The following is a 16,100-nucleotide window of genomic DNA, read 5'->3' as shown; positions in this document are numbered from 1 at the left end:
CAAACTATCCTCATTGCGCACGGCAAGGGCAACGCGGGGTCAGATATGGCCCCTAAACAGGGTCGTAATGGGCCATATCTGACCTCGCGTTGCTTTAGAGGGAGCGGGATTGCACGGAAATGATGGTGTCGCCCTCCACGCTGAACGCGGAGGTTCCAGTGTTGCCCCAGTCAGGGAAGAACGTGTCCGAAACCACCGCCTCTCCAGCTCCGGCGAACACCTCAACCGAGGATGAGTCCAGCAGGATGGTGAGGTGTACTTTGCTGCCTGGGGAAGGCAACGCCACCTCGTGGTATGGGCTGAACTTCTCCGAGAAGTTGCTGGTCCCCGCCTTGGAACGGTCCACCCTGAGGGTGCCCGTTTCCTTGAAATAGGAGATGCGGAGGCCGGACCCGGAGCCTGATGATTGGCGAATGAGAATGCCTGCTTCGCGCGCGGAGGTCAGGTCCATGTCCAGCTCGATCAGCTGGGTGCGCCCTTGGAAGTCCTGGCCCAGGTCCGTCGCTGAGGAGCCGATGGTGAGGTTTTTGCTCTTCACATCACCGGAGCGTTCCAGCGTTTCCCGGGCCACGCTGGCTACTGCCGACCGTAATTCAAGCCGTTTTTTGCCTTTAACCAAGGTGAGTTCGCGGGGGATTGCCATGGAGCCGCGCCACGGAGTGGTGGGCACATCCTGGGCATAGTCCCAATTGCCCATCCACCCCAGAAGGACGGGTTTGTCCCCGGGCGCGCCGGAGATGGAGTTGGCCGCATAGTAGTCGGCGCCGTGGTCCAGCCACTGGGACTCGTTGAGGGGTGAGTCCGGAGTTGCAGCGTTTTCGGCCGTAAAGTGCGTGCCGTCGAATTCGCCCACAAAGTACTGCATGCCCGAGCCACCGGCGATCCCGCCGGGGTTGATGCTCAGCAGCATGACCCACTTCCTGGCGGTGGAGTCCGCCACGTCCATGTGGATGAGCTCCGGCACTTCCCAGAGCCCTCCCTGGGTGCCCACCCCGGAGAAATCACTGAGGAAGTCCCAGCGGAGCAGATCCGTGGACTTGAACATCTTGACTACCCGGGCGTCAGCCACCACGGTGGTCATCACCCAGTAGCGGCCGGGCTCGTACCAGGTGATTTTGGGGTCGCGGAAGTTGTTGTTGGCGGGCGCGAGGTTCAGTACGGGGTTGCCGTGATACTTCTGCCAGGTGGTCCCGTGGTCCAGGCTGAACGCCACCGACTGGGCTTGAACACCTTTGGGGAGGGCGCCATTCTTGCCGTAGGCGCTGGTATAGAGGGCCACCATGGGTGGGTTCTCCGCAGAGCCGAGACCGGAAGCGTTGTTCTTGTCCATCACCATGCAGCCGGAGAATATTTCTTCCTCGGGGCTCGCTTCCATGGCCACCGGCTGTTGTTCCCAGTGGATCAGGTCCTGGCTGGTGGAGTGGCCCCAGGACATGTTGCCCCAGGAGTTTCCGCGGGGGTTGTACTGGTAGAAGGTGTGGTAGGTGCCGTCGTGATAGATGAGCCCGTTGGGATCATTGAGCCAGTTCTTCTCAGCTGTCAGGTGGGCCACGGGCCGCCACGGATCGGACGGGGACGGCCGGTGGCCGCCTGGGGTGGGGACCGGCGTCGGGCTTTTCTTCTGTGCGCAGGACGCAGCAGAAAAGGCGACCACGACGGCGGCACTTGCGGCCAGCATCCGGCGGCGCGAAAGGTGGGGGTTAGGCAAAGTCATGGGGAAGATCCTGGGGGTTGGGGGTTGGCAAGGGTGCCGATCCTCGTGGGACCGGTCACCCCTGCCTTGGCCTGACGGCCGGGTGTTGCTGCCTACTTGTAGAGGCCTTCGCCGCCAACGCGGACGTTGGTGGGAAGGTAACCGAACGGGCCAAGGCCGTTTTGGCCGAAGCTGCGGTCCACCTGTGTCACGCCGCCTTGGAAGTTCATCTTCACCGTGGGTGACAGTGATCCGCCGCGGACGCCGTCCACGTTGTCAATGAAGGACTGGACGAGGCCGCCCGGCTGGACGTAGTGCGAGTAGGCCTGGAACTGGCGGCCGTTCTGACGCGGGTCCGGACCCTCCGGAGCGTTGGCCGGCATGTTCAGGTCCGTGGGGGATCCCAGGGCCAGGCCGCTGTTGTTGACCGGTTGGTAGTCGGAGCGGACGCCGTCGCCGACGAAACCGTACACACCATCCGGGCCGCGCATTCCATCTGCGTACGTGAACTGGTGGCTGATGGTGAACAGGTAGTACTTGTTCTTGCCGTTCTCGTTTTGGATGAAGATCTGCGGACGCTCGGTCTGGTCGTTCACGCAGTTGGCGGAGAGGACCGGAGGCAGGAAGCTCCACTTGGTGAGGTCCTTGTTGTCCGCGACAGCGAGGCCTACGTTGGCGGTCTGGTACCAGGCGCCCGTGCTGTTGACCTGGGCTACGGTCTCTGCGTTGGGGTCGCCCGGGGCGTAGCCGAGGTCTTCCTGCTTGCATTTGTAGGAGCCGCGGGTGCCGCCGGTGTTGCCTTCGAAGACCATGAAGGTTTTGCCAGGGTGGGCGGGATCAGCAAAGGTGTAGGGATCACGGAATGCAAAGCCGGGATTCTGGGCCTTGTTCTGGTACAGCTTTCCGTCCGGTTCCAGCAGTTTGGTGTGTTGGAAGCCGTCGAAGGTCACGCCGTCCTTGGTGGCATGGATGTTTCCCAGTGCCTTGGCGATTGCGGCGTCCGGAGCGATCCCGCCGCCTCCCGCATTCCGCTCGGCCACATCGTAGAACGTGGTGGCCGTGTAGAAGACGTTGATCTTGTTGCCCTGCATGAGGCGCGTGGAACCGGACCATTCCGTGTTGCCGATGGACGTGTTGTCCAGGAACAGGTGTCCGCCGTAGTTCCATTTGTCCTTGGCGGGATCGGCGTTGGTTTTGCGGAAGAAGTAGCCGATCCTGGCGTTCCAGTGGCGCTGGTCGAAACCGTAGCCGGCGTGCCGGTCAGCCACCAGGGAGAAGACTACGTCCCAGCCCTTGTAGCTGATCTGGTTGGCGTTCTCGTCCGTCAGGGACCAGGTGTCCCATACCCAGACGTCCTCGTTCATGGCAGGGAAGTCCTTGGGGATTTCCGGCATGGTGACGTCGGGGCTCATGGAGTTCTGGCCAGGGGCAACGTTGGGGTTGCTCTGGGCCATGATCTGTTTGGCGTCGGCCCGCGTCCATTTGGACGTGAAGTCTGCCGCGGGATCATAGGCCTGCTGCGTGTGGGTGGTTGGCAGCGGGAAGCCGGGCGTGGGTGCCGGCATGGTGCTCGACGGCGGGTCGGCCGGCAGGTTGGCCTGCGCGGCGGGCGTCACCAGCAGGATGCTGCCGGCCACGCCGGCCGCTGCTGCCACGGCCACTGCCTGTCGCAGCCGGCGGCGCGGCCGTTGAGGGGTTAAGTGCGTGTTCATGCTTGCTCTTCTCGCGGAGTTGTACTTCGTGGAGTGGGGCGCATGCCCTGACCCCCTGATGGGGGGTTCTCTACTACTCAGGCGTCCGTCGATCCGCCGAGGCGCCATCGATGGACGCCATTGTTTCCATGTGCGGGGAAGCTTTTCAGCCATCCGCCGCGGTGGTTACGGTACGTCGACTTACCGGAACACTCTCCACGCTAGACACGTGTTAGGTGGTAGATCAAAGGGCGTTGCGGGGACCTTTTCCGGTTACTGCCGAGTACATGCGCAAGCGCTTACATTGCCAACGTGCGCGCGTGACATTTTTGGGCAGAGAGGGGCAAATGTTTCGCCATAAAGCATATTTATTCTGAGAATTCGCTGTGTATCTGGATCGGCCGCCAAATTGTTAGCGCGCACCTTTTTAGCGATGAAACTCCTGGGCATCCCTGCGGGTTAAAGCGCAGCGGGGCCACCAATGATTCAGTGACCCCGCGGTGCTCATGAGAGCGATGCCTAGAGTTTTGCGATGATTTCCGCCAGAAGTTTGGAGATCCGGTTGCCTGCTGCGTGTCCGGCTTCGAGCACTTCGGCGTGGCTCAACGGAACCGGGCTGATACCCGCTGCCAGATTGGTAACCAGGGAGATGCCGAAAACTTCCATGCCTGCATGGCGGCCGGCGATTGCTTCGAGCGCCGTGGACATGCCCACCAGATCGGCCCCTATCCGCTTGGCGTACTGGACCTCTGCCGGCGTCTCATAGTGGGGGCCCGTGAACTGTGCGTACACGCCTTCTTGGAGGGACGGATCTACTTCCCGCGCGAGATCTCGGATTCGTGAGGAGTAGAGGTCCGTGAGGTCAACGAATGTTGCGCCTTCAAGCGGTGAGGTGGCCGTGAGGTTGATGTGGTCACTGATCAGTACCGGGGTCCCCGGGGTCCAATCCTCGTTGAGGCCACCGCAACCATTGGTGAGCACCAGCGTGGTGCAACCGGCCGCTGCTGCCGTCCGAACGCCGTGCACTACGGACCGCACGCCGCGGCCTTCGTAATAGTGGGTCCTGGCGCCGAGCACCAAGGCTCGCTTGCCCTCCTTGGTGAGGACGGAGCGGATGGTGCCAACATGGCCCACCACCGCTGGTTTATGGAAACCGGGAACCTCGGAAGCGTTCAGGGTCGCGGTGGTTTCGCCGATCAGGTCGGCGGCTTCCGCCCATCCGGATCCGAGCACCAGGGCTACGTCATGGGACTCGACGCCGGTCTCCGCGGCGATGAAGTCCGCAGCGGCCTTCGCGGCCTCGAAAGGGTCAGTGTTCATCAGCTCAGTGTTACTCACTGGTACAAGCTACCTTGCGGCCGCAGGACTTTGGTAGGGACAGAGCGCGGGTGAGGTTCGGCTGGGTGGCGACCAGCGTGGCAATGAGCGAGAATTGAGGATTGTGACCACCCAAGTTGACTTCAGTGCCCCCCGTATCGCGATCCTGGGAGGTGGTCCCGGCGGATATGAAGCTGCCATGGTGGCCGCCTCGCTCGGCGCGCACGTCACCATCATCGAGCGGGCAGGCCTCGGCGGCTCCGCGGTGCTGACCGACGTCGTGCCTTCCAAAACCCTTATTGCCACCGCCGACCTCATGACACGCGTCGGTGAGGCGGACGAACTTGGAGTGAAGTTCGACGGCGACGGCACCGCTTCCAAGCCCCGCGCCGACCTCAAGCACATCAATGATCGCGTCCTCACTCTGGCCCATGGCCAGTCTGATGACATCCGTGCCGGACTCGAGCGCCTGGGCGTGGAGATCGTCATCGGTTCCGGGAAGCTGCTGGACAACAACACCATCGAAGTCCTCACCATTGATGGCACCCGCACCATCGACGCCGACGCCATCCTTCTGGCTGTTGGCGCACACCCGCGTGAACTCCCCACGGCAAAGCCGGACGGCGAACGCATCCTCAACTGGGCCCAGATCTACAACCTGGACGAGCTTCCCGAGGAACTCATTGTTGTGGGTTCGGGCGTTACCGGTGCCGAGTTCGCCTCCGCCTACAACGGCCTCGGCTCCAAGGTCACCTTGATCTCCAGCCGCGACCAGGTCCTTCCGGGCGAAGACACCGACGCCGCCAAGCTGCTGGAAGGCGTCTTTGAACGCCGCGGCGTCAACGTTTTGTCCAAGTCCCGCGCCAACGCAGTAGAGCGAACGGACGACGGCGTGAAGGTCACCTTGGGTGACGGCTCGATCGTGACAGGTACTCACTGCCTGGTGTGTGTCGGCTCCATCCCCAACACCGCAGGCATCGGCCTTGAAGAAGCCGGCGTGACCCTCACGGAGTCCGGGCACATCAAGGTGGACGGCGTTTCCCGCACCACTGCCCCCAACATCTACGCTGCAGGGGACTGCACGGGTGTCTTCGCCTTGGCATCCGTTGCTGCCATGCAGGGACGCATCGCGATCGCGCACTTCATGGGTGATGGCGTCAAGCCGCTCAAGCTCAACCAAGTGGCCTCCAACATCTTCACGTCCCCGGAAATTGCCTCCGTGGGCGTCTCCGAGGCAGACCTCGCGTCAGGCAAGTATCAGGGTGACGTTGTGATGTTGTCCCTGCTGAGCAACGCCCGCGCCAAGATGCGCAACACCAAAGACGGCTTCGTGAAGATCATCGCCCGCAAGGGATCCGGCACCGTGATTGGTGGCGTGGTGGTTGGACCCAACGCCTCTGAACTCATCTTCCCGATCTCTGTGGCAGTGACACAGAAGCTCCACGTTGATGACGTAGCCAGTGCCTTCACGGTGTACCCGTCGCTGACCGGTTCCATCTCGGAGGCCGCGCGGCGCCTGCACGTGCACATGTAGCTCAACCTTTAGCGAGTACGGACGCCCGTTTCGGGGGTTCCCTGCCAATCATGCCGTGCGCACGGCACTCCCGGCAGGGAACCATCGAGGCGGGCTCTGTGCGTGCCTAGGTTTGGAGTGCCGCGAGGGCTTCGGCCAACGGCATGTGCAGGGCAGGTCCGTGGCCCGGCAGGATCACGGTGGCTTGGGCGGTGGCCTTTTCAGCGGCTTGGAGGGTGGCTTGGGCGGTGGCTTGCTCCGCACCCAGCGATAGTGCCGAATCGAGGGCCCCGGCGGCGTCTGTGTGGTACATCTTGTGCAGCATTTGCGGGCCGGATCTCCGGCTGATCGGATGGCCGCTCACAAAGGTGTCACCTACGGCAATGGCCCCGGCCGTCGGCATCAGCAAGGCCACGTTACCGGGGGTATGTCCCGGCAGGAGGATGGCTTCCGGCTTTCCCGGCAGGTTCCGGAGTGCTCCAACTGTCCAAGCCCCGGCACTCGTGGCCGGTTCCGCCTGCAGGGCCTTGGCCTTGATGACATGCAGCATCCAACGGAAAACGCGGGGACGCCAAGCACGAACCAGGACCTGGCCCAACGTGACCTGATGTTTCTCCTTGCCCTGGACATGGGCCAGTTCCTCTGGGGAACACAGGATGGGCGTGCCGAAGGTCCGTGAAAAGTAGGCTGCAGATCCTGTATGGTCCACGTGCCCATGCGTGATGAGCATGGCCTTCGCGTCAGCAGGCTCCAAGCCCAGCCCACGGATGGACTCGAGGACCAGCCCGCGGTCTGCAGGGTAACCGCCGTCGATCAGCATGAATCCCGAATCATCCCGCACGATCAGCCAGTTGGACGCCGGTCCTTCCACAAGAAAGACGCCTGGCGCCTGCTCGGTTACGTTCACCCGAGCAGTCTAAGCGCCCGATTCGATGGTTCCCTGCTGATCATGCCGTGCGCACGGCACTCCGAGCAGGGAACCCCCGAATCGGAGCAGGGAACCCCCGAACCACGGGCTACGCGGCAGCAGCTTGGAAGTGCTTCTCAATGATTCCCTTGATGTCCTCGTGGCATCCTCCGCAGCCTGTTCCGGCGCGGGTGGCCTTGGAAACCTCACCCACAGTGCCGCAGCCCTCCACCACGGAGTCCTCAATGCCGGCCGCACTGACTCCGGCGCAACGGCAAATAGTCCGTTGGGGATCGTTGCTGGTGGCCCCGGCATCGAGTTGGTCCGGCCCGTCGAGGCGGAGCAACAAGGAGCGGTCCGCGGGCAGTTCCGAGGCACGTTCGAACAAGACCACCAGCTCGGCGGCAGTGCGGGGCATGCCTACCGCAACCAAACCCTCCAACACTCCGCCGCGGGTGGTCATTTTGACGTACCGGCCATGCTCGGGATCGGCCCACTGGGAGATCTGCCGGCGCGCCCGCCCGGGCACAGCTCCGGCTTCCAGCAACTCCTCATCCCACGGGTCAGCCTGGTTGTCGCCGGCCACGGCGAGGTTGATGCCGCGTGCCTTCAAGACAACCACTCCGGGCTGCTCAGTGGGCAGTGCTTCCAAGGCATCCGCAGCTGCCTGGCCATCACGGGCAAGGACCACGAGGTACTCGGCCAACCACTCGGCCTGCCGCCAGCCCGGACCAACCAGGCCCGAGGGGCCAAGGGCATGACGGCAATCAACACAGGCAGCGTCCGGGCAGCGGACTTCAGCGCAGTCGCCGATCGCGAACATGTGGGGCTCGTGATAGGTGCGGAGATGGTGATCAACCAGAATGCCGGAGGCAACGGGAAGGCCACAGCCCTCCGCCAACTCGATGCGGGGGCGCACACCACAGGACAACACCAGCAGGTCGCCGTCGATCGCCGAGCCGTCGTCCAGCAGTAAAGCCGAGAAGCTCCCACCTGGTCCGGCTGTCTCCACGCCGGTGGACCGTGCGTTACCTGCCATGCGGACGCCACCGGTCCGCAGGCTGTTGGTGAGGACCGATCCACTGCCGCGGTCAATGCTACGGCCCAGCGGGAAGGGACCGTTGTGAACCACAGTGGTCCGGGCGCCTTCTTCGGAGGCAGCCAGGGCAGTCTCCAAACCGAGCACACCACCACCCAACACCACCACGTGCTTGCCCTCGGCAACGGCTGCGCGAAGCACGGCGGCATCCTGGAGATCCCGCAAAGTAGTCACACCGGGAGGAAGCACCGGCCCGGAGGGATCAGGGTTGAGGCCGGTGAGGTTCGGAATCACTGGACGGGATCCGGTAGCGAATACCAGCCGGTCATAATGCTCCGTGGTCCCATCGGACAAGGCTACGTTCTGGCGGGCACGGTCGATCCGCTTGACCTTTATGCCCAACCTCACGTCCACGCCGTCGGCCTCCAACTCGGCGGCATCCGCCATGGCCAGAGCCTCGGCGGTGGTCCGGCCGACGCCCAACTCGGCAACCATCACACGGTTATACGCGGCTTCCGCTTCTTGACCAATCACCAGCAACTGCACCAAACCGGTGCGCACGGTGGGCAGCAATTCGTCCACGAGCCGGGCAGCCACCGGGCCGAATCCAACAACAACAATGCGCTCGCTCATGAGGCCTCCTTGACGTGCACCGGGAGCCCGGCCATGGCCGGAATACTCGAAGAACCCGAGGCCGGTGCCTGTGCGGCAACTGCCTTCCGGACCCACACCCGGCTGGTCTTGAATTCCGGCATGCCGGAAATGGGATCTGTGGCCGCCTCCGTAAGGCGGTTGGCGTTTTCCTGGCCAGGGAAGTGGAACGGCAGGAAGACAGTGTCAGGCCGGACCGAGGTGCTGAGCTCAGCCCGGCACAGGACCTCGCCGCGCTGGTTGGTCACGGTGGCGTAGTCGCCGTCGGCAATCCCGCGCGTAGCTGCCGTGCCCGGGTGAATGAGGAGCCGGGCCTGCGGCTGCGATGCCAGGAGTTCGCTCACGCGCCGGGTCTGCGCACCGGATTGGTAGTGCTCAAGAAGCCTGCCGGTTGCCAGGGCCAGGGAATCGTCGGCGAACGACCGGACGGCCCGTTTGGATGGTGTCACCGGCACCATGACGGCCCGGCCATCAGCGTGGGCAAATCCGTTGGTGAATAGACGTGGCGTCCCGGTGCTTCCCACAGGGTAGGGCCAGTAAGCGGCTTCGCCACGGTCCAGCATGGCGTAATCGATGCCCGAGTAGTCCGCCAAACCACCTGCAGATGCCAGGCGCAGCTCTTCAAAAACGGTCTCGGGATCATCGCTGAACGTTGAAGGAGCCTCAAGCAACTCTGCAAGCCTGGACATGAGCCACAGCTCGCTGCGGACACCGGGAGGAGGAGTCAGCGCCCGACGACGCCGGATCACGCGGCCCTCAAGGTTGGTCAGGGTGCCTTCTTCCTCTGCCCACTGGGTGACGGGCAAAACCAAGTCCGCTTCGGCAGCGGTCTCGGACATGAAGAAGTCGCAGACCACCAGGAAGTCCAGGCTCCGGAGTCCTTGGATCACTGCATTGGTATCGGGCGCTGACACCACCACATTGGCGCCGTGCACGAAGAGGCACCGGACGCCGTCGGGCTTTCCAAGGGAGGTGAGAAGTTCGACGGCGGGCAGGCCGGGTCCCGGGATCAGTGACTCGTCGATGCCCCACACTCGGGCCATATGGGCGCGGGCTGCGGGGTCGGTGATCTTGCGATAGCCCGGGAGCTGATCTGCTTTCTGCCCGTGTTCGCGGCCGCCCTGACCGTTGCCTTGGCCGGTGAGCGTGCCGTAGCCGCTGCGGGCGGAGCCGGGCAGGCCCAGGAGGAGGCTGAGGTTGATGGCCGCGGTGGCGGTGTCCGTGCCGTCCACGTGCTGTTCCACGCCCCGGCCACTGAGGATGTAGCTGCCACCGTTGCTGGCGCCTTGGGCCAGGCGGCGGGCTGTTTCACGGATGAGGTTGGCCGGGACGCCTGTGATGGTTTGGACGCGCTCGGGCCAGAACGAGGACAGGCTGCGCACCACCGCCGCGTAACCGTGGGTGTTGGCGGCGATGTACTCGGAATCAGCGAGTCCTTCGTGGACCACCACATGGCTGATCCCCAAAAGAAGCGCCAGATCGGTGCCGGGGGTCGGCTGCAGGTGGAGGCCGCCGCCGTCGGACGTGAACGCAGCAGTAGCCGAGCGGCGGGGATCCACCACAATCAGCCCGCCGGCGTCGCGCGCGCCCTGTAAATGTTGGACGAACGGTGGCATGGTCTCGGCAACGTTGGATCCGAGCATGAGGATCACCGACGCGGTGTCCAGGTCCGTGACGGGGAAGGGGAGCCCCCGGTCCACGCCGAACGCCCGGTTGCCGGCGGCTGCAGCCGATGACATGCAGAACCGGCCGTTGTAATCGATCCGCGAGGTGCGCAGGGCCAGCCGGGCGAACTTTCCCAGCAGGTAAGCCTTCTCGTTGGTGAGGCCGCCACCGCCGAACACCCCCACGGCGTCGTTCCCGTACTGCGCCTGTGTGTCCTTCACCGCCGAGGTGATCAGCGTGAGCGCCATGTCCCAGGAGATCGGCTGGTGCACACCGTCCGAGCCCTTGAGCATGGGTTCAGTGACTCGTCCATTGTGACGCAACAACGACGCCGATGTCCAGCCCTTGCGGCACAGCCCGCCCCGGTTGGTGGGGAAGTCGCGCCCGGATACTTCCAGGGGCACGGCAGGCTGGACCGGTTCTGCGGCCGGTGCCGGCGCTGCCGCGGTCCCCCCGGCTGCGGGTGCAGCCGGGGTCAGCGTCATGGCGCACTGGAGGGCGCAGTAGGGGCAGTGGGTATCGGCGCCGTTGGGCATCTAGATGTGTCCGATCGTGTTGCGCTTCTGAGCGGGACGGATGTAGCAGACCCAGCAGACAAGGAGCATCAAGACATAGGCTCCAACGAATCCGTAGAACGCCGGGGTGTAGGAGCCGCTGGATGAGTTCGAAGCGTTGAGTACCTGCGGGATGACAAAGCCGCCGTAAGCGCCGATTGCGGAGATCAGGCCCAGCGAGGAAGAAGCCAGCCGTGCAGTGGTGGCCGTTGGGGCACCTGAGCGGGCTGCCCGGCTGGAGGTGGCGAAGATGACCGGGATCATGCGGTACGTTGCGCCGTTTCCGAAGCCGCTGGCCAGGAAGAGCAGGAGGAACAAGGTGAGGAAGAGCCAGAAGTTCTTCAAGGGCAGCGTCCAGATCATGGTCAGGGTGATCACGGCCATGGAGGCGAATGAGGTGATGGTCATGCGGGCGCCACCCATGCGGTCGGCCATGCGGCCACCGTAGGGGCGGGCCAGGGAACCCACCAGCGGGCCCAGGAAGGCCAGCGAGAGGGCCGCAGCGCCGACGTGGATGGAGGAGAAGTCCGGGAAATAGTCCTTGATCAGCTTGGGGAAGACGCCAGCGAAGCCGATGAACGAGCCGAACGTTCCAATGTAGAGGAACGCCATGATCCACAGGTGCGGTTCCTTGAGGGCAGCCAGGGAACCGGCCACATCACCTTTGGCGCTGGTGAGGTTGTTCATGTACTTGTAGGCACCGAAGGCGGCAATGATGATCAGCGGAATCCAGATGATGCCCGCCATGGGCAGGTTCACGGTTCCGGCGGCCAGCAGCGTGATGGCGATCGGGACAACAAGCTGCGCGACGGCGGCACCCAGGTTTCCGCCGGCAGCGTTCAGGCCCAGCGCCCAACCCTTTTCGCGGGCGGGGTAGAAGAAGGTGATGTTGGCCATGGAGCTGGCGAAGTTGCCGCCACCGAAGCCGGCGAGTGCGGCCATGAGGAGCATGACGCCGAAGGGTGTCTCCGGGTTGGAGACACAAAGTGCCAGCCCCGTGGTGGGGATCAGCAGGAGCAGTGCCGAGACAATGGTCCAGTTCCGGCCACCGAACTTGGGAACCATGAAGGTGTAGGGAATGCGGAGTGTTGCACCTACAAGGCTGGGGATGGAGATGAGCCAGAAGATCTGGTTGGTATCGAAGGTGAAGCCGGCTGCCGGGAGCTGGACCACCACGATGGACCACAACTGCCAGACGACGAAGCCGAGGAATTCGGCAAAAATGGACCAGTAGAGATTGCGCTTGGCGATGGACCGGCCTTCGGACTCCCATTGGCCCTTGTCTTCGGCATCCCAATTGGCGATCCAACGGCCAGGGCGGTGCTCAAGGGTGGAAGTGGCGGTGGCAGTGGACTGGGCGGGAGCCAGTGCATCTGCGGTGCGGTCAACAGTCACGGAAGTGCCTCCTTGGTGGGGGACGTTGTTCTTCCAAGGTAGGTTTGGCGCATTTCACGGACGGTCGCCGTTTGTAAACGCCCTGTGACATTTCCCTATCGGCGGGGTCACCGGCGCGTGAGGCGGTGGTGAGGTAATGTGGCGCGGACCACAGAGTGGGATTTTTCCGTGTGTCCGCATATTGGACTTCGTTGTCCAGCTAATGGACAGCGGGAACTATTATTGAACTCTCGAATAATCCTTCGCCGGGTAGGCTCTCGGGGCTTCGGCCGGCGTGAAAGAAAGCTGCAAAAACATGTCTTCCACCGCACCATCCAAGGAAGGCGAGTCCACTAAGCCAGTGAACTCGCGGGGCAAGGTGATCTTCGCGAGCCTGATCGGCACGACGATCGAGTTCTACGACTTCTACGCCTATGCCACCGCGTCGGTACTCGTCTTCCCGAAGCTCTTCTTCCCTGACGCCACTGACATCAATGCGCTGCTCAGTGCGTTCGCCATCTTCGGTGTCGCCTTCTTCGCCCGGCCCATCGGCGCCGTAGTCTTCGGCCACTTCGGTGACAAGATCGGCCGCAAGGGAACCCTGGTAGCATCGCTGCTGACCATGGGTATTGCTACCTTCCTCATTGGTCTCCTGCCTACCGCCTCCATGGCCGGGTGGGCCGTTCTGGCCCCCATCATGCTGGTGGTCCTGCGCTTCTTCCAGGGCCTGGCCTTGGGTGGAGAGTGGTCCGGCGCGGCATTGCTCGCCACGGAGAACGCCCCCGAGGGCAAGCGCGCCATCTACGGAACGTTCCCGCAGTTGGGTGCTCCCATCGGCTTCATCATTGCCAATGTCATCTTTATCTGGATGAACGTGGCCTTGAGTGCCGAAGAATTCCTCGCTTGGGGCTGGAGGGTACCGTTCATCCTCAGCGCGGTACTGGTGATCGTGGGTCTTTATGTTCGTTTGAAGCTGGTGGAGAGCGTTTCCTTCACCAAGGTGATCGAGCAGGAGAAGGTCCAGAAGCTGCCCCTCGCGGCCACCCTCAAGAGCCACTGGCGCCCCGTTGTGGCCGGCACCTTCATCATGTTCGCCACCTACGTGCTCTTCTACATCATGACCACGTTCACCTTGTCCTACGGCACCAAGCCCACGCTGGCCGGCGCCCAGGCAGCCGCGGAAAAGGCCGGAAAGCCCATGACCGCCGATCAGATCGCAGCCTTCGTTCCCGGCCTGGGGATCACCCGCTCGGACTTCCTCTGGATGCTGATCATCGGCGTCGTCTTCTTCGGCATCTTCACCGTGGTCTCCGGGCCGCTGGCTGAGAAGTGGGGACGACGCAAGTTCCTGCTGGGCGTCACCGCCGGCATCTTCGTCTTCGGTGCGCTCTGGTTCACCATGTTCGGACCCGGCCAGGCGGCAGCTATGGTCGGCCTCATTGTGGGCTTCACGCTGATGGGACTCACCTTTGGCCCCATGGCGGCCATCCTTCCCGAACTGTTCCCGGCCAACGTCCGCTACACCGGGTCAGCGGTTGCGTACAACCTGTCCTCCATGATCGGTGCAGCACCTGCGTCGTTCGTGGCAATCGCGCTCTGGTCGGTAGCCAATGGCAGCACCTGGCTGGTGGGCGCCTACATGGCCGCCGCGGCTGTGGTCACTTTCATTGCGCTCTGGCTGACACGCGAAACCAAGGACACAGACTACGAGAACAACGTGGCCTAAGTACCCCTTAACGACGGCGGCTCCGCACCATGGGTGCGGAGCCGCCGTCGTGTTCGGGGTGCTTTGCGTTAGTCCTCGATGGTGGCGATGACCGCGCCGGCGGCGACGGTCTCACCGGCAGTGGCGGAGAGGCCACGAACGGTACCGGCCTTGTGGGCGGTGAGCGGCTGCTCCATCTTCATGGCTTCCAGGACCACAATCAGATCGCCCTCGGCTACAACGTCACCTTCAGAAGCTGCCACCTTGACGATGGTGCCCTGCATGGGGGAAGTGAGTGCGTTGCCGCCCGCGGCTGCAGCCGTGGCGCCTGCCGAACGGGAGCGCTTCTTGGACTTGCCGGACTTGGTACCTGAACCGCTGGAAACTGCTGCAGCGCCGCCACCCAGGCCGGACGGCAGGACCACCTCAAGGCGTTTGCCACCAACCTCAACGACGACGCGCTGGCGTTCACCGGCGTCGGGCGTCTCAACACCGGCTACGCCGGCCGACCACGCCGGGATGCTGTTGACGAACTCGGTCTCGATCCAGCGCGTGTGGACCTGGAACGGGCCCTCGGCGGGGGCGAAAGCGGGATCGGTGACCACTGCGAGGTCGAAGGGGATAACGGTGGGAATACCCTCAACCACCATCTCCTCCAATGCCCGGCGTGAACGCTGGAGCGCTTGTTCGCGGGTGGCTCCGGTGATGATCAGCTTGGAGAGCATGGAATCGAAGTTGCCGCTGATGACGTCCCCCTGCTCCACGCCGGAATCGATCCGGACGCCGGGTCCGGTGGGGTTTTTCAGCGTGGTGATGGTTCCCGGGGCGGGCATGAAGTTGCGGCCCGGGTCCTCGCCGGTGATGCGGAACTCGAAGGAGTGGCCTCGGACCTCGGGATCCTCATAGCCAAGTGCTTCACCGCGGGCGATGCGGAACTGCTCGCGGACGAGGTCGATTCCCGTGACTTCCTCGGACACGCAGTGCTCCACCTGGAGGCGAGTGTTGACCTCGAGGAAGGAGATGGTGCCGTCCTGGCCTACCAGGAACTCACAGGTGCCGGCGCCGAGGTAGTTGGCTTCCTTCAAGATGGCCTTGGAGGACTCATAGAGGCGCTTGTTCTGCTCTTCGCTGAGGTACGGAGCGGGTGCTTCTTCAACAAGCTTCTGGTTGCGGCGCTGGAGTGAGCAGTCGCGCGTGGAGACCACAACGACGTTGCCGAAAGCATCGGCCAGGCACTGTGTTTCAACGTGGCGCGGGGCGTCAAGGAACCGCTCAATGAAGCACTCGCCTCGGCCGAAAGCTGCGATTGCCTCGCGGACCGCTGACTCGTAGAGCTCGGGGATTTCTTCCATGGTGCGGGCCACTTTGATGCCGCGCCCACCACCGCCGAAGGCAGCCTTGATCGCTACCGGCAGGCCGAATTCTTCGGCGAACTTCAGGATTTCGTCCGCAGATTCCACGGGATCGGCCGTGCCGGGGACCAGGGGAGCGCCAACCTTTTCTGCGATGTGGCGGGCCTGCACCTTGTCACCGAGGGCCGAAATGGCTTCGGGGGAGGGGCCGATCCACGTGATGCCGGCGTCGATGACCTTGGCGGCGAACTCGGCATTCTCTGCAAGGAAACCGTAACCCGGGTGGATGGCGTCGGCGCCGGACTGCTTGGCGACGTCGATGATCTTATCCATCACCAGGTACGACTCGGCGGCGGTGTTGCCGCCCAGAGCATAGGCTTCGTCGGCAAGGCGGACGTGGAGGGCATCACGGTCAGGGTCGGCGTAAACCGCTACGGAGGCAATGCCTTCGTCCCGGGCGGCTCGGATGATGCGGACCGCGATTTCGCCGCGGTTGGCAATCAAGACCTTGGTAAGAGGGCTGGAAATGGGCTGCGCCGGGTTAGCTGACAAGTTGTTGACTCCTTCTGTCCTTGAGGAGCCTAGCGCGATTGTGAGGGTTCCGCCCATATTGATGGGGGATTCCGTGTGTGAGGCGAT

At 63.5% G+C, this 16,100-nt stretch carries 10 protein-coding genes; 2 read left to right on the top strand and 8 right to left on the bottom strand.

All coding sequences use genetic code 11. The features are described from left to right. Nucleotides 1-94 precede the first annotated feature (94 nt). From BACI9J_RS14895 to BACI9J_RS14885, 3 genes are all read right to left on the bottom strand, one after another. On the bottom strand, nt 95-1,714 hold the full coding sequence (locus BACI9J_RS14895; RefSeq protein ID WP_159735062.1) for a glycoside hydrolase family 32 protein: 1,620 nt from the start codon (nt 1,712-1,714) through the stop codon (nt 95-97). 92 nt (nt 1,715-1,806) lie between these two features. Beyond that, entirely contained in the window at nt 1,807-3,405 is a 1,599-nt protein-coding gene (locus BACI9J_RS14890) for a glycoside hydrolase family 68 protein (RefSeq protein ID WP_159735061.1), read from the bottom strand. A 498-nt stretch (nt 3,406-3,903) separates the two neighbouring features. Then, a complete protein-coding gene (locus BACI9J_RS14885) occupies nt 3,904-4,704 on the bottom strand; it encodes a purine-nucleoside phosphorylase (RefSeq protein WP_201296588.1) in 801 nt (266 codons plus the stop codon). A gap of 121 nt (nt 4,705-4,825) precedes the next feature. Here BACI9J_RS14885 and BACI9J_RS14880 point away from each other — a divergent pair, with 121 nt between their 5' ends. After that, nucleotides 4,826-6,235: an NAD(P)H-quinone dehydrogenase gene (locus BACI9J_RS14880; RefSeq protein WP_159735059.1), complete on the top strand. Its 1,410-nt coding sequence runs from the start codon at nt 4,826-4,828 to the stop codon at nt 6,233-6,235. 106 nt (nt 6,236-6,341) lie between these two features. On the opposite strand, the gene BACI9J_RS14875 is transcribed toward BACI9J_RS14880, so the two are convergent. The 4 genes from BACI9J_RS14875 to BACI9J_RS14860 form a co-directional block, all read right to left on the bottom strand. Further along, on the bottom strand, nt 6,342-7,121 hold the full coding sequence (locus BACI9J_RS14875) for an MBL fold metallo-hydrolase (RefSeq protein WP_159735058.1): 780 nt from the start codon (nt 7,119-7,121) through the stop codon (nt 6,342-6,344). A gap of 109 nt (nt 7,122-7,230) precedes the next feature. Beyond that, a complete protein-coding gene (locus BACI9J_RS14870) occupies nt 7,231-8,793 on the bottom strand; it encodes an FAD-dependent oxidoreductase (RefSeq protein ID WP_159735057.1) in 1,563 nt (520 codons plus the stop codon). Continuing rightward, a complete protein-coding gene (locus BACI9J_RS14865) occupies nt 8,790-11,012 on the bottom strand; it encodes a molybdopterin oxidoreductase family protein (protein ID WP_159735056.1) in 2,223 nt (740 codons plus the stop codon). The genes BACI9J_RS14870 and BACI9J_RS14865 overlap by 4 nt, the downstream gene beginning before the upstream one ends. Then, nucleotides 11,013-12,425 (bottom strand): MFS transporter, encoded by a 1,413-nt coding sequence (locus BACI9J_RS14860; protein ID WP_159735055.1) that lies wholly within the window; start codon nt 12,423-12,425, stop codon nt 11,013-11,015. Between the two features lie 295 nt (nt 12,426-12,720). Between BACI9J_RS14860 and BACI9J_RS14855 the strand changes: the two genes are divergently transcribed. Further along, nucleotides 12,721-14,130, top strand: coding sequence for an MFS transporter (locus tag BACI9J_RS14855; RefSeq protein WP_159735054.1), 1,410 nt, complete (start codon nt 12,721-12,723; stop codon nt 14,128-14,130). 68 nt (nt 14,131-14,198) lie between these two features. Here the strand turns inward: BACI9J_RS14855 and BACI9J_RS14850 are convergent, their stop codons facing one another. Then, a complete protein-coding gene (locus tag BACI9J_RS14850; RefSeq protein WP_159735053.1) occupies nt 14,199-16,070 on the bottom strand; it encodes an acetyl/propionyl/methylcrotonyl-CoA carboxylase subunit alpha in 1,872 nt (623 codons plus the stop codon). Nucleotides 16,071-16,100: the final 30 nt, after the last annotated feature.

The sequence above is a fragment of the Arthrobacter sp. 9V genome, from assembly GCF_902506065.1.
In the GTDB taxonomy this organism is placed as follows: domain Bacteria; phylum Actinomycetota; class Actinomycetes; order Actinomycetales; family Micrococcaceae; genus Arthrobacter.
Note: the sequence above shows the minus strand (reverse complement) of the source record. Positions and strands in the feature narration are given on the sequence as shown.

Bases quoted from the DNA above. Each gene is read 5' to 3' on its own strand.
- BACI9J_RS14895 (WP_159735062.1), bottom strand. From the start codon at position 1,714: ATGACTTTGCCTAACCCCCACCTTTCGCGCCGCCGGATGCTGGCCGCA.
- BACI9J_RS14890 (WP_159735061.1), bottom strand. From the start codon at position 3,405: ATGAACACGCACTTAACCCCTCAACGGCCGCGCCGCCGGCTGCGACAG.
- BACI9J_RS14885 (WP_201296588.1), bottom strand. From the start codon at position 4,704: ATGAACACTGACCCTTTCGAGGCCGCGAAGGCCGCTGCGGACTTCATC.
- BACI9J_RS14870 (WP_159735057.1), bottom strand. From the start codon at position 8,793: ATGAGCGAGCGCATTGTTGTTGTTGGATTCGGCCCGGTGGCTGCCCGG.
- BACI9J_RS14865 (WP_159735056.1), bottom strand. From the start codon at position 11,012: ATGCCCAACGGCGCCGATACCCACTGCCCCTACTGCGCCCTCCAGTGC.
- BACI9J_RS14855 (WP_159735054.1), top strand. From the start codon at position 12,721: ATGTCTTCCACCGCACCATCCAAGGAAGGCGAGTCCACTAAGCCAGTG.
- BACI9J_RS14850 (WP_159735053.1), bottom strand. From the start codon at position 16,070: ATGGGCGGAACCCTCACAATCGCGCTAGGCTCCTCAAGGACAGAAGGA.